The organism is Zunongwangia sp. HRR-M8, from assembly GCF_027594405.1.
Classification (GTDB): Bacteria; Bacteroidota; Bacteroidia; order Flavobacteriales; family Flavobacteriaceae; genus Zunongwangia.
On sequence record NZ_CP115161.1, the window covers coordinates 1,101,441 to 1,115,590 of the forward strand.

Annotated in this window: 13 protein-coding genes; 4 read left to right on the forward strand and 9 right to left on the reverse strand. The window is 34.3% G+C overall.

The window, feature by feature from the left end; translation table 11 throughout:
• Nucleotides 1–223 precede the first annotated feature (223 nt).
• A complete protein-coding gene (locus tag PBT89_RS04770; RefSeq protein WP_270063621.1) occupies nt 224–1,540 on the reverse strand; it encodes a sigma-54-dependent transcriptional regulator in 1,317 nt (438 codons plus the stop codon).
• A 3-nt stretch (nt 1,541–1,543) separates the two neighbouring features.
• On the reverse strand, nt 1,544–2,641 hold the full coding sequence (locus tag PBT89_RS04775; protein ID WP_270063622.1) for a sensor histidine kinase: 1,098 nt from the start codon (nt 2,639–2,641) through the stop codon (nt 1,544–1,546).
• A gap of 302 nt (nt 2,642–2,943) precedes the next feature.
• Between PBT89_RS04775 and PBT89_RS04780 the strand changes: the two genes are divergently transcribed.
• On the forward strand, nt 2,944–3,333 hold the full coding sequence (locus PBT89_RS04780; protein ID WP_270063623.1) for a hypothetical protein: 390 nt from the start codon (nt 2,944–2,946) through the stop codon (nt 3,331–3,333).
• A 174-nt stretch (nt 3,334–3,507) separates the two neighbouring features.
• On the opposite strand, the gene PBT89_RS16830 is transcribed toward PBT89_RS04780, so the two are convergent.
• The 3 genes from PBT89_RS16830 to recG form a co-directional block, all read right to left on the reverse strand.
• Complete coding sequence (locus tag PBT89_RS16830) at nt 3,508–3,705, reverse strand: SMR family transporter (protein WP_443089609.1); 198 nt, start codon at nt 3,703–3,705, stop codon at nt 3,508–3,510.
• 398 nt (nt 3,706–4,103) lie between these two features.
• Nucleotides 4,104–6,530 carry a phenylalanine--tRNA ligase subunit beta gene (gene pheT / locus PBT89_RS04785; protein ID WP_270063624.1) on the reverse strand — a complete coding sequence of 809 codons (2,427 nt, stop codon included), beginning with the start codon at nt 6,528–6,530 and terminating at the stop codon, nt 4,104–4,106.
• Between the two features lie 152 nt (nt 6,531–6,682).
• Nucleotides 6,683–8,782 (reverse strand): ATP-dependent DNA helicase RecG, encoded by a 2,100-nt coding sequence (recG, locus tag PBT89_RS04790; RefSeq protein WP_270063625.1) that lies wholly within the window; start codon nt 8,780–8,782, stop codon nt 6,683–6,685.
• A 162-nt stretch (nt 8,783–8,944) separates the two neighbouring features.
• Between recG and PBT89_RS04795 the strand changes: the two genes are divergently transcribed.
• From PBT89_RS04795 to PBT89_RS04805, 3 genes are read left to right on the forward strand one after another with little or no spacing between them, the layout of a single operon-like run.
• Nucleotides 8,945–11,056: a M1 family metallopeptidase gene (locus PBT89_RS04795; protein ID WP_270063626.1), complete on the forward strand. Its 2,112-nt coding sequence runs from the start codon at nt 8,945–8,947 to the stop codon at nt 11,054–11,056.
• Nucleotides 11,057–11,059: 3 nt separating this feature from the next.
• Nucleotides 11,060–11,962 (forward strand): patatin-like phospholipase family protein, encoded by a 903-nt coding sequence (locus PBT89_RS04800; protein WP_270063627.1) that lies wholly within the window; start codon nt 11,060–11,062, stop codon nt 11,960–11,962.
• Nucleotides 11,962–12,870 carry a patatin-like phospholipase family protein gene (locus PBT89_RS04805; RefSeq protein ID WP_270063628.1) on the forward strand — a complete coding sequence of 303 codons (909 nt, stop codon included), beginning with the start codon at nt 11,962–11,964 and terminating at the stop codon, nt 12,868–12,870. Before PBT89_RS04800 ends, PBT89_RS04805 begins: the two co-directional genes overlap by 1 nt.
• 151 nt (nt 12,871–13,021) lie before the next feature.
• Here the strand turns inward: PBT89_RS04805 and PBT89_RS04810 are convergent, their stop codons facing one another.
• The 4 genes from PBT89_RS04810 to PBT89_RS04825 all read right to left on the reverse strand — a co-directional run bounded on the left by PBT89_RS04810 (nt 13,022) and on the right by PBT89_RS04825 (nt 14,103).
• Nucleotides 13,022–13,156, reverse strand: a complete 135-nt coding sequence (locus tag PBT89_RS04810) for a hypothetical protein (RefSeq protein ID WP_270063629.1) — start codon at nt 13,154–13,156, stop codon at nt 13,022–13,024.
• A 29-nt stretch (nt 13,157–13,185) separates the two neighbouring features.
• Nucleotides 13,186–13,389, reverse strand: coding sequence for a PLD nuclease N-terminal domain-containing protein (locus tag PBT89_RS04815; RefSeq protein ID WP_270064248.1), 204 nt, complete (start codon nt 13,387–13,389; stop codon nt 13,186–13,188).
• A complete protein-coding gene (locus tag PBT89_RS04820) occupies nt 13,346–13,480 on the reverse strand; it encodes a hypothetical protein (protein ID WP_270064299.1) in 135 nt (44 codons plus the stop codon). Before PBT89_RS04820 ends, PBT89_RS04815 begins: the two co-directional genes overlap by 44 nt.
• Nucleotides 13,481–13,581: 101 nt before the next feature.
• Nucleotides 13,582–14,103 carry a DUF7935 family protein gene (locus PBT89_RS04825; RefSeq protein ID WP_270063630.1) on the reverse strand — a complete coding sequence of 174 codons (522 nt, stop codon included), beginning with the start codon at nt 14,101–14,103 and terminating at the stop codon, nt 13,582–13,584.
• Between the last annotated feature and the right edge of the window lie 47 nt (nt 14,104–14,150).

The following is a 14,150-nucleotide window of genomic DNA, read 5'->3' on the forward strand; positions in this document are numbered from 1 at the left end:
CTGCCTAAAGAACTTTTTGGAGCCGACTTATTTTTGGTACGATTGGTTTTCATAATTATTGAGGTTCGTCTATACCTAAAAGTCAAATGCTGTACCCAAAAGAGGAAAGTTTTATCTTAAATTGTTATCGTGCTGAATTTTAGGTTTTTATAAATTTTAAAAATATTTATTTTTTAAAATTTACCGGGCATTTTACCCCTGCTAGGGAATTATGTACCACCTCTTATTTTAATTTATTTCGAAGTGTTTTACGATCTATTTTAAGAATTGCGGCTGCCTTTGTTTTGTTTTGATCGGTATAGGCTAAAACCTTCAGTATGTATTCTTTTTCAACTTCTTCTAAAGATTTAAAACTAGTATCGTAAGAACCAATATCGTATTTAAAATGTTCCGGAAGCTGTTCTGAAGTAATTTCATCATCGCTTAAAATAATAGCACGCTGAATGATATTTTCTAATTCTCTTACATTGCCTGGCCAGTCATAATTTTGTAGTAATTCTAATGCTTTGTCACTAAGTTTAGTCCGTTTTCCATATTCTGAACCGTATTTTCGTAAAAAATTATTTGCCAGATATACAATATCTTCTTTGTGTGAACGCAGTGGCGGCGTACATATATTTACAACATTTAATCGGTAATAAAGATCTTCCCGAAACTTCCCGATCTTAACCATTTTATAAAGATCACTATTAGTCGCCGCAATAATGCGAATATCTATTTTCTTAGCATTCTGCTCGCCAATACGCTGTATTTCTTTTTCCTGAAGAACTCTTAGCAGCCGGGTCTGAACTTTCATCGGGGCATTACCAATTTCATCTAAGAAAATTGTGCCTTTATCTGCCGCCTGAAAAAATCCTTGCCTATTTTCTAAAGCCCCAGTAAATGAACCTTTGGTATAACCAAATAATTCGGCTTCCAGTAAATCTTCAGGAATACCGCCACAATTCACTGCGATAAAAGGCTGTGCAGCAAACCTGCCTTTGTAATGAATCGCCCGCGCGATAAGCTCTTTGCCCGTTCCACTTTCACCTTGTATAAGTACCGTTGCTTTGTTGTCTTTAACCCGTTCTATAAGATCGATAAGCTTTTGCATTGGTTCAGAATTACCAATAATCCCGGCATAAGAAATACTGTTATTAGCTAACGAATCTCTTGTTGCTTCCTGTAGGTTTTGGGGTAAAGCTTTTGCTACTGCACTTTTTAATTCTTCTGTGGTAAATGGCTTAATAAGATAATCTACAGCTCCAGATTTCATCGCTTCTAAAGCTCCGTCTATAGAAGGGAAACCGGTAATGACCAATGTTGGTAATTTAGGGTAGTGGTCTGATACATATTTTATTAATGCAATCCCATCTACCTGTGGCATTTGCAAATCTGTAATTAGTAGATCAATGCGACTATATTTTAGAATATTTATAGCTTCTAATACGTTGGAAGCTTTATAGGCATGAAAGTTTTGATCGTGGAGTTGCCTTTGCAACAATTCTAACATATCGAAATCGTCATCAACGATTAAAATATTGGCCTTTTTATATGTCATATCTTAAGGGTGTAGCGGTAATGAAATTTTAAAATTACTTCCGTTAGGAATATTGTCTACAATTTTGATTTCGCCTTGATGTGCTTTTACAATACCGTGCACCACGCTTAATCCTAATCCTGAACCTTCGCCCAGTGGTTTTGTACTGTAAAAAGGATGAAATACTTTTTTTCGAAATGTTTTAGCAATCCCCGGGCCCTGATCTTTTACTTCCATAAGCATTGTATCTTTAGTATGGCTAACCAATATTTCAATATAGGACTGAGGAGTGGACACGTATATAGCATTAATAACCAGGTTAAAAATTATCTGGGTAAATTGTACAATATCGATTGGAATGATTAAATTTTCTTCATCAATTTTAAACTGACAACTTATTCCTGCTTTTTTGAGGTTTGGCCCTAAAAGCGAAAGCGCCTGTTCTATAATAGGTTTTATTTGTTGAGCTTGTTTTTGGTGTGGCATTTCACAGGCAAAAAACATTAATTTCTTTACGATTTCTCGAGAATATATGCTGGCTTTAATGATCTTGTCTAAATCATTTTTAGTCTGGTCGTCTTTATTATTCGCTTGTATAAGCTCAGCAAAACCAAGAATATTACCCAAAGGCGTGTTTAGCTCGTGGGCTATGCCGGCAGTAATTTCACCAAGTATAGCCAGGCGGTCATTATGTTCGGCTTTTCGACGTAATAATTCTTCTCGCTCTTTTATACGCTCACGCTCAAAAAAGTCGCTAATTTCTATTGAAATTTGATCTAGTAATTGTTGCTCTTCTTCTAAGAATTCGGTGTTATCAAAATAAGCCGAATCATAATACACTCTAATATATCCCAAATTTTCCTGATGATCTGAGAGTCTGCTTTCCTGAAAGATATATTTAGAAGGAATAGCACCTGTTTTTATATCAAAATTGGTATACTTTAGCTGAACAATGGCAGCTTCAGGGTGTCTCCAGGCGTTTTTAGTAATTTCGCAAATCTCTTTTAAAGTGGCTTCTACATCGTCTTGATGTTTACGCAACACACGGGATATACTATAAAGACACGATAATTCTTTTATCCTTTCCTTTAAGCGATCTTCTACTGTAAATTCTTTATTCATTTTTAAAAATCTCTATGGCCTTTACAGCTATAATTGGGCAATAATCAATATGATTTTACATAAAGTCTAAAATCAAATTATAGTTGTTTGATAATCAGTTTAATAATTTTCTTTTTTTTGATTATTTATTGGGGTGTTTTTACCCATTGGTTCAATTATACTCAAATTTATTGTTTTTTCTGAAATAATTTTTGGTTTATGGGCTTGTAAATCAGATTGATATAGATATTAGATAGTTCTGTTAAGATATCGGTACAGGCTTTGTCTTTATGATTTTGTGTGTAACATATTTAAAATAAGCATTGAATATCAATTTTTTTGAACAGGTATATTCCTATAGAGAACTCTGTATTAAAAAGGATTTAAGAGAAATCGCCATGTGGGGAAGTCTTCTTGAAGATATAAATGAAGAATTAGGAAATCTTTTAAAGCTTGAAAAACAGATGATAAAAGATCTAAAACTGGCCGGTACTTTACAGGCAATGCGTAGAGATGTGATTTTATGTACGGCTGGTTTTTGCAAGTTTGAACAGGAACTTCAGAAGGAATTTGAATATGGGAAAAAGGAATACGGAGATATTCATATTCAACAAATGGAAAAGCATCGTTTGCGTTATCTCAAGATTGTTGAAAATCTGGCGATGTTAAAGAGAAAAGTACACCGAAGATTATTAGAAAAGAGAATAAAATAAGAATTAAAATTTTACATTTTGAGACGATTCAAATTTCTTATTATCCTCACATTTGTTGCCTTTTTAAGTATTCTGTTATTATGCTGGTTAGTTCCTGCGCCGATATTTCAGAATAACTAAATTAAAGTATCAGGCATCGACTATTAAGATTAAGAATGCTAGGCTTTTGGTGGTTCACATTTTTAATTTCAAACTAACTTTAAACCAATGATAGAGCCAATACTTTGGTAATAAAAAAAATCCCGAAAATGTTACTGTTTTTTTGAAAATAAATAGTCCTAAAAGCAAGGTGCCGGCTGCACCAATGCCCGTCCAAACGGCATAACTTGTAATAATGAAAAGTACCTTTGTAACTTTTAAAAGCAAGCTCATGCTTAGAAAAAGACATAGTGAAAAGCACCAAACCAAAGTTTTTATATCATCCCTTTAGTGTGATTTTGCTTTTATAAAGAATTCTATATAGCACCTTTATTATAATAGATATATAAATTGATAACCATGCATGCGCAATTTAACTTTCTTCCAAAAAAATATTGGAATAAAAAAAGGGGACATTTAGTCCCCAGTATTAATAAGCCTCTTAACTTTTAGTGTACAGGTTTTTAGTAAACAACCTCAGGGCAAGTTTATGAGAAATGGAATTGAAAAAAATAATTTCAAGACAAGCCTTGGAGCATTTAATATAGATTATCGAGTTAAAACTTATGTACTTCTGGATTCAAATTTAGTTGAACCAATAATCTAATATTTAAGTATATTTTTTTCTGAATTTATCGTAGTTCAGCTTTTAATTCGTTTTCGAATCTATACTGAAGTTTGCTCATAATTTTATCAATTTGCTTATCAGTCATGGTTTTGTTTTCATCCTGAAAGGTAAAACTCACCGCATAACTCTTTTTACCTTCGGGAAGATTTTCGCCTTGATACACATCAAATAGATTTACTTCTTTCAGTAATTTCTTTTCTGTTTGCGTAGCGATGGTTTCAATTTCAGCATAAGAAATAGCATCGTCTAATAATAAAGCGAAATCACGTCTTACTGCCGGATATTTTGGAATATCTACAAACTTATTAGACTGTGTTTTAGTAATCTCGATAACTGTATCCCAATTAAAATCTGCAAATAAAACTTCTTGATCGATATCAAAATGTTTTAGGATCGATTTTTTAATCACTCCAAATTCTACCAATTTCGATTTTCCTGAACTCAAAATAATTCCTTCAGCAAAAACATCAGATTTTATAGCATTAGATTTTAAGCTTTTAATTCCCAATCTTTGGAAAACTGCTTCAATAATTCCCTTCATATAAAAGAAAGTTCCTTTTTGAGCAGCAGAGCTCCAGCTTTCTTTAGCTTTATCGCCACTTACAAAAATCGATAGATGTTTATTTTCAACACGACCACCAGTATAATTGTGATACGTTTTTCCGAATTCGAAAAGTTTTAGGTCTCTTCTTTTTCGGTTTAAATTGTGTCTTATACTTTCTAAACCACTAAACAGCATTGATTGTCTCATTACTGCAAGATCGCCACTAAGCGGATTCAGCATTTCAACATTATATTCGCTTTTTAGTTGTTCACTCAGCTCTATGTGAGACGGACTTGTAAGTGAATTGGCCATGGTTTCGTAAAAACCTTGTCCTACTAATTGGTTTGCAATAATATTCTGAAGTTTATAATCTTCAAATTTCGATGAAATAGAAACCGAAGCATTAAACTTTTCATTGAATTTTATGTTGTTATATCCATACACTCGAAGAATCTCTTCGATAACATCAGATTCTCGTTGAACGTCTACTCGATAGGAAGGAATTGTGAGTCCCATGCCTGTTTCGGTAACATTATTCACTCGAATTTCTAAAGAAGCTAAGATCGATTTTATAGTTTCTTCTTCAAGATTTTCGCCAATAAGCTTGTTTACTTTATCGAAGGTTAAGAAAACCTGAAAATCTTCTATCTTTTTGAAATAAAGATCATCAACATCGCTGGTTATTTCTCCGCCTGCTAATTCAGTAATCAAAAGAGCCGCACGTTTTAATGCATATTCTGTAATGCTAGGATCGATACCACGCTCAAATCTAAAAGATGCATCGGTATTTAAACCGTGTCTTTTTGCTGTTTTGCGAACGCTTACGGGATTAAAATATGCACTTTCTAAGAATATTTGGGATGTATTTTCTGAAACTCCACTGTTTAATCCTCCAAAAACTCCTGCAATACAAAGTGGTTTTTCCTTATCACAGATCATAAGATCTTCTTCATGAAGTTCTCTTTCAACTTCATCTAAGGTGGTGAATTTAGTGCCGGCTTCAAGTGTTTTTACATGAATTTCGTTACCTGCAATTTTAGAAGCGTCAAAAGCATGTAAGGGTTGTCCCAACTCGTGCAATACATAATTGGTAATGTCTACAACATTATTTTTTGGTGCTATGCCAATTGCTTTTAAACGATTTTGTAACCATTTAGGCGATTCCTGAATTTTAACATCGCTTATGGTGATTCCGCAATATCGTGGCGCTAAAGAAGAATCATCAACAAAAATAGGGATTCTTAAACTTCTATTATCAACATGAAAGTTGCTTACAGAAGGAGTGATAAGTTCTAAACTTTTATTCTCTTGTTGATAACCTGCTTTTAAATCTCTTGCTACTCCCCAATGGCTCATAGCATCGGCGCGGTTTGGCGTAAGACCAATTTCAAAAACCTGATCATTCTCTATTTCAAAAACTTCAGCAACAGGTGTCCCAGGAATTAGATCTTCTTCCATTACCATAATACCATCATGGCTAGATCCAAGACCAATTTCGCTTTCAGAACAAATCATTCCAAAACTTAATTCACCTCTAATTTTCCCTTTTTTGATTTTCCATTCTTCACCTTTTTCATCATAAAGAATGGTACCAATTGTTGCTACCGGAACTTTTTGTCCTGCCGCAATATTTGGAGCTCCACAAACAATTTGTACTTCTTCGCCATCACCAAGATTTACTTTGGTAATATTAAGTTTATCGGCATTTGGGTGTTTCTCGCAGCTTAGTACATGCCCAACTACGATACCTTCTAAACCACCTTTTACACTTTGAAAACTCTGAATTCCTTCAACCTCTAAACCAAGATCAGTTAATAGTTCGCCAGTTTTTTCGGCATCTTCAGGAAGCTTTATAAATTGTTTTAACCAGTTGTATGAAATTTTCATCTATGTAATTTTACAATCTACAAAGATAGTATTACCATTGATTTTAGCATAATCTAAGGTTTGTAAAATTATAGCCTATTTTGAAAGAATTTTATAGAATTTTTAAAGCTGAAATTCAGCATAAAAAAATATCGATACGACTGAAATTTCCGCTAAGAAATATAATTCCAGATATTTTGGTGTTTTGCGAGCTGCCCGTAGGTAAAACGTAGTACTTTATTCTTTTCTAAAGCTAATTTTGGATCTTCTTTTAGCACTTTCATCGCAACGTGACGAGCTGTTTTAAGCAGGTCATTATCCTTAACAATATCGGCGATTTTTAAATTTAGGACACCACTTTGTTGCGTTCCCATAATATCACCAGGACCGCGAAGTTTCAAATCAACTTCAGCAATTTGGAAACCGTCGTTGGTTGCCGTCATGGTTTCTAGCCTTGTTTTACTATCGTTTGATAATTTATGTCCTGTCATTAAAATACAATAACTCTGTTCGGCTCCACGGCCCACGCGGCCTCTTAGCTGATGCAATTGAGAAAGTCCAAATCGCTCAGCGCTTTCAATAATCATAACACTGGCGTTAGGCACATTTACGCCAACTTCAATGACAGTAGTGGCCACCATAATTTCGGTTTTTCCTTCCGCAAAGCGTTGCATTTCATAATCCTTATCGGCAGGCTTCATTTGGCCGTGAACGATCGAGATTTGATAATCGGGAAACTCGCGAGCAATACTTTCATAGCCATCCATCAAATCTTTATAGTCCATTTTTTCGGATTCCTGAATTAATGGATAAACTACATAAACTTGGCGTCCTTTATCAATTTCTTCTTTTAAAAACCTGAAAACTTTTAAGCGATTACTATCAAAACGATGCACCGTTCTTATCGGTTTTCGTCCCGGTGGTAATTCGTCGATCACTGAAATATCCAAATCACCATACAAACTCATGGCCAGGGTGCGGGGAATTGGCGTTGCCGTCATCACTAAAACGTGCGGCGGAATTTTATTTTTTCGCCATAGTTTCGCTCGTTGTGCTACACCAAAGCGGTGTTGCTCGTCGATGATAGCTAAACCAAGATTATTAAATTTTACCTTATCCTCTAAAAGCGCATGTGTACCAATTAGAATATCAATCTCGCCAGTTTCTAATTTTTCATGCAATTCTCGGCGATGTGCTTTTTTAGAAGAACCGGTCAGCAAGAAAATGGAAAGGTCCATTTGTGCACAAAGTTCTACCAAACCATGGTAATGTTGAATCGCTAAAATCTCTGTAGGAGCCATTAAACAGGCCTGAAAACCGTTATCGATAGCAATAAGCATGCTCATTAAAGCGACAATGGTTTTTCCTGAACCAACATCACCCTGCAAAAGACGATTCATTTGCGCACCTGTTCCTAGATCTGATCTAATTTCTTTAATCACTCTTTTTTGAGCGCCGGTAAGATCGAAAGGCAAATGATTTTTATAAAATCCGCTGAAATTTTCTCCAATTTCGCCAAAAACAAAACCTTTTATTTTTTGTTTTCGAAGTTGATTTTTAAGTAATAATTGCAGCTGAATGTAAAAAAGTTCTTCAAATTTTAAACGAAACTGTGCTTTAGCAAGCAACTCGGCATTCTTTGGAAAATGAATATTAAAAAGCGCTTCGGCTTTAGAAATTAAGCGAAATTCTTCTTTAATTTCTTCGCTTAAAGTATCATAAAAACGGGCTTTAGTTTCAGCAAAAAGCTGTTGTAGCATTTTATTAACCGCGCGATTGGTAATCCCTTTTTTCTGCAATAATTCTGTAGAAGGATAAATAGGTTGCATCGCGGGGCGCAATTGCTTTTTGTAGTCGGCCAGCGTATCCATTTCTGGGTGAGGCATACTAAAAATACCACTAAACCAGTTAGTTTTGCCAAAAACAACGTATGGCGTATTCAATTTTAAATTCTCTCTAATCCACTTATGGCCTCTAAACCAAACCAGTTCCATACGGCCGGTGTCATCAACAAAATCAGCAACCAAACGTTTTCCCCTTTTCTGCTCAACCATTTTTATATGGGTGATTTTTCCTACTACCTGTACTTCAGCCGAATTTCGTTGTAATTCAGAAATTTTATAAAATCGTGTTTTATCGAGGTAGCGATTAGGGAAGAAATTTACTAAATCCTGGTAGGTATGAATGCCTAATTCTTTCCGTAGGACATCAGCCCGGTTTGGGCCAACACCTTTTAAATAATCAATCGGAGTTTGTAGAATATTAAGGTTCATAAAAAACGAAGATATTAAAAAGCCTAATTTTAGAATTATTTCGGGCATATTTTATGCTATTTCTTTTTAAAAATTACGGAAGGAAGCCGAAAGATTAAGTTTAAAAGCAACCTCTGGCGCTAAATTTTGTAATTTGCCGTTACCAAACTATGTTTATCAATAATGAAGAAGATTTTCTTTTCCCTTATAATTCTAAACGCTTTTTTTCTAAAAGCACAATCGGTCTCTAGCGATAATCAAATTGAATTTGTAGATTTTAAAACAGTTACTGCAGAAATTAGTATTTATCCCGAAGCTGCCCGTGTGGAAGGGAATGTAAATTATGAATTTGAAGTTTTAAAGCAGGTAGATTCGATATTTATTGATGCTGAAAACATGAGCTTTCGCGAAGTATTAGTAAATGGAGAGGAAGCCGATTTTCGTTTAGCTGAAGACAAAATCTGGATTAAAACGCGACTTGATCGGTCTAAAGAAAATAAACTTCAGCTTAAATATTCAGTTTCGCCAAAACAAACCATGTATTTTATTAATTGGGATCAGCCAGATTCTCAAGAAATAAGTAAACAAGTATGGACGCAGGGGCAGGGACGCTATACGTCACATTGGTTACCCAGTTTTGATGATATGCGCGAGAAAACCGTTTTTAATTTAAAGATCAATTTCAATAAAAATTATAAGGTAATAGCAAACGGAAAACTGGAAAATGAAGAAATGCTAAACGATTCTATAAAGCAATGGAGTTTTAGTATGAAAGAGCCTATGAGTAGCTATCTGGTTGCAGTTGCAGCCGGGAATTATGAAAGTACTAAACTGCAAAGTGCCGATGGTATTCCAATTTCGTTATTCTACGAGACAAAAGATGAAAATTTAGCAGAACCAACGTATCGATATTCTAAGGAAATATTCGATTTTTTAGTAAATGAAATTGGGGTAGAATTTCCTTGGCAAAATTATAAACAGATTCCGGTTGAAGATTTCCTCTATGCAGGAATGGAAAATACCAGTACAACTATTTTTTCTGAATCTATGCTTACCGATAGCATAGGATTTAAAGATCAGAATTATGTTAATGTAAATGCTCACGAGCTGGCACACCAATGGTTTGGGGATTTAGTGACCGAGACTGAGGGTAAACACCACTGGTTGCATGAAGGATTTGCAACTTACTATGCATTACTTGCTGAAAAACAGTTATTTGGTGAGGATTACTATTACTGGAAATTATATGAAACCGCCGAGCAGCTTAAAAAAATTAGCGATCGCGGTGAAGGTGAAGCGCTACTAAATCCAAAAGCAAGTTCTCTTACTTTTTATCAAAAAGGAGCCTGGGCGCTACATATTTTAAGAGAAAAATTAGGAGATGAAGCTTTTAAAACCGGTGTAAGAAAGTATTTAAAATTATATAGTTTTAAGAATGTAACCACCGATAATCTTCTTGCTGAAATGGAAAATGTTAGCGGGCAGGATTTATCCCAATTTAAAGAAGATTGGTTAGAGCAATCGGCTTTTAAAGCGAACGCCGTGTTTAATTCTTTAAAACAGTCTGCATTTATTAGAAGATATTTAGATATTGCTGCTGTAAGAGAGCAAAGCGTTGGGATAAAGTACAATATTTTAGATGGTGCTTTAGATTTTCCTGTAAACGATTATATTGGGCAGGAAGCAGTAATGCAATTGCAGGGAAATACTTCACAAGAAACAATCGATCTTTATAAAAAGGCCTTTGAAACCGGTAATATTTTTGTGCGACAAACCATAGCTTCGAGCATGAAAGAAATTCCAACATCTTTAAAATCGGAATATGAAGATTTACTGAATGATGATTCTTACCTCACTAAAGAGTATGCTTTAATGACGTTATGGACTAATTTTCCTGAAGAACGATCTAAATACTTAAGCAAAACTAAAAACATCGAAGGATTCTACAATAAGAATGTGCGTATGTTGTGGCTCACTTTAAACCTGGTGACACCAGAATTTGATGCTGAAAATAGCCAAAAAAATTATGCTGAACTTTCCGGCTACACCCAAACAAAATATCCATTCGAAATTCGACAAAATGCCTTTAGTTATTTATTCCAGATTGATGCTTTTTCAGATCAAAACTTAAAAGATCTTATGCAAGGTACGCAACATCATACCTATAGATTTAGAGATTATTGTAGACAATTGCTAAAGGAAATACTAACGCACCAAAAGTACCGTAAAAAACTACAAGACTTGTCTAATTCTTTTTCAGAAAAAGAGCAGCAATATTTACAATCTCAATTATAAATAATGAAGGCATTAGTGATTTCAGGTGGTGGTAGTAAAGGTGCTTTTGCGGGTGGTGTTGCGCAGCATTTAATAGAAAAAATGGGCAAAGATTACGATATGTATCTGGGCACTTCTACCGGTAGTTTGTTGATATCGCACCTTGCATTAAAAAAGGTTGAAAAGATTAAACAGGTTTACACCTCGGTTAACGAGTCGAGTATTTTTAATCTTCGTCCCTTCTTAATTAAGCATAAACATGGTTATGATCAAATTAGTATCAATCACTTCAATGTGCTACGGAATTTAGCCAGAGGCCGAAAAACATTTGGAGAAAGCAAAAACCTGAAAAAACTTATTTTAAATACCTTTTCTGAAGAAGAATTTCAGCAATTAAAACATTCAGAAAAAGATATTTTGGTAACCGTTTCGAATTTATCACTTAATGAAGTGGAATATAAATCGATAAAAGATTTCGAGTATCAGGATTTTATAGAATGGATTTGGATTTCCTGTAACTATACACCGTTTATGAGTTTAGTTCAAAAAAATGGATGTGAATATGCCGATGGTGGTTTTGGATCGATGGTGCCTATCGAAGAGGCGGTAAAACGCGGTGCTACAGAAATTGATGCCATTATCTTGAAAACTGAAGTTAGCCATTTTAACCGGATGCCTTCAAAAAATGTTTTCGGTTTAATTACAAACCTATTTAATTTTGTGACGGATAGGGTTGAAAATCAAAATATTAAAATTGGTAAATTTGCTGCCGCTAACAAAGATGTAATTATTAATTTTTACTATACACCAACTGTATTGACTACGAATTCCCTTATTTTTGAACAGGAAAAAATGAAGCGTTGGTGGGAAAGTGGTTTCAACTACGCTAAAATGAAGAGTGAAGAAATAAACCAAATCGAACCTTAATGCGAGCATTGGTCATCTCGGGCGGCGGTAGTAAAGGAGCATTTGCAGGCGGCGTAGCCCAATATTTAATGGAAGCCGAAAAGAAAAAGTATGATCTTTTTTTGGGAACTTCTACCGGTAGTCTATTGATTCCGCATCTGGCGGCAGGAAATATTCAAAAAGTTTACGACCTCTACACGAATGTAAATCAGCGTAAAATTTTCAGTTTAAATCCGTTTATCGTTAAGAAGAAAGAAGGGCGGGAATATGTGACGATTAACTACTTTAATATGTTTTGGCAATTTTTAAAGAAAAAGCGAACTTTTGGAGAAAGTAAGAATCTCTTAAAGCATATCCGCAGGAATTTTTCTGAAGAGAATTTCAAAAATCTAAAGAATCAGGTAGGAGATGTAATCGTCACAGTATCCAATTTGTCTAAAAACCGAGTAGAGTATAAGTCTATTCACGATTTCTCTTACGATGATTTTTGCGACTGGATCTGGATTTCTTGTAATTATATTCCGTTTATGAGCTTGGCCAAAAAAAATGGTTACGAATATGCCGATGGTGGTTTAGGCTGTGTGGTTCCTATTCGGGAAGCGATAAAACGCGGTGCTACTGAAGTTGATGCTATTATCTTAGAAGCAGAGAATATGGAGTATAACAAGGTTTTGGGCAAGAATCCATTCAGTTTAATGATGAATTTATACAGCTTTGTGCTAGATCAGGTAGAGTATCACGATGTGATCGAAGGAAAACTTGCCGCGCTGAATAAAAACGTGAAGTTGAATATTTTCTATACTCCCACAAAACTTACCGAAAACTCGCTTGTTTTCAACAAAAAACTAATGACCGAATGGTGGAAGCAAGGCTATGATTACGCCGAAAAAAAAGTAGCAGAAGATAAAAAGATCAAACCTGAGGTTTAAAAGAAAATTAGATTTTAGAAAAGAGAATTGAGACTGCTTCGCTGTTAGAAAATAGATGATTTGGTGATGTATTTTTTGATCATTTGAAAATTCACGTAATCGCTTTAAAATAGAACTCAATAATATGGTTGAAAAGCAATTGCTAAAATAACTAAAGCAAACTCCCAATTAGACTTTTCAAATAATCCCAATTATTGAAAATGGTGTAAAAAACTACAAAACTTAATCCTAGGACTAAAATATTTGTTTTTTCTTTTGGTTTCTGAGTTGCTTCTCCTTTTTTCATAATTCTATTTAATTTTAGAAAATATAACTTTAAAAAGTTCCTTTTGCTTGAGAAAAATCTGGTTTAAAGTGTCTTTGTTTTATTGTGAATTCTTTCTTTAACTGAAAATAAAAGATCGATCCAAAAAATGGGAAGAATAAAACTATCAATAACCACACAAATTTAAGATTAGTTTTCTTGAATCTAGATTTAGATAAATCCCATATCGCCCAAAACCATAGGAATAGACTCAAAATTAAAACTAGACCAATTATTATATTCATAGCTGTCATTCGATAATTTCAAAATATTTCTAAAAGATGTATTTTCATCTAAACATGTCAAGATAAAATCTTTAAGCGATAATCCAAAAACATTTAAGAACTAAAAATTCAGATTATAAATTTTCGGAATTAATTTAAACTGAAGGCTGAAGCTTAGCTAAGCTAAACAATCTCCTTCACCTCATTTTTAACGAAAGTAAGCGCAGCAACGGTAGGAGCATCTTCATCCATTAAAACTGTTAGTACTTTTTCTTGAAGCATTGCGGCATTTTCGACGTTATTATCTGCAGCGGTTTGTCTTATCAGTGAAATTGTAGCATTTTTAGCTGTTTTTATGTAATTCCAACATTCGTTAGAAAGATAGATCTGCTGCGCTAAATTGTGCTCAAATTCCTGGTCGATCGCACTAATCAAAGTATTTGAATACTGAATTTTATCTGAATTATTTGGCTTTATCCTTACTAATAGATTTCCGGGAGAAATCCTTTCAAGAAATAAGACCATTCTTTCGTAGGCCTGAAGTTTAAGAGGAAGTCCTGTTTTTTGATTTTCTTGATGCAATAAAAATCTACGTCTACGATTCTCGTTCTCAGAAAAGGTCTTAAAAAAATAAAAAGCTACCGCGGCCACGATGATAGCCGGTAAAATGTTATAAAGTAATTGCAATAAATCTAAATCGTTCATGCTGGTTTGTTCTAAAAAAACGAAAGGTACTTTTTCTAAGTTAAACG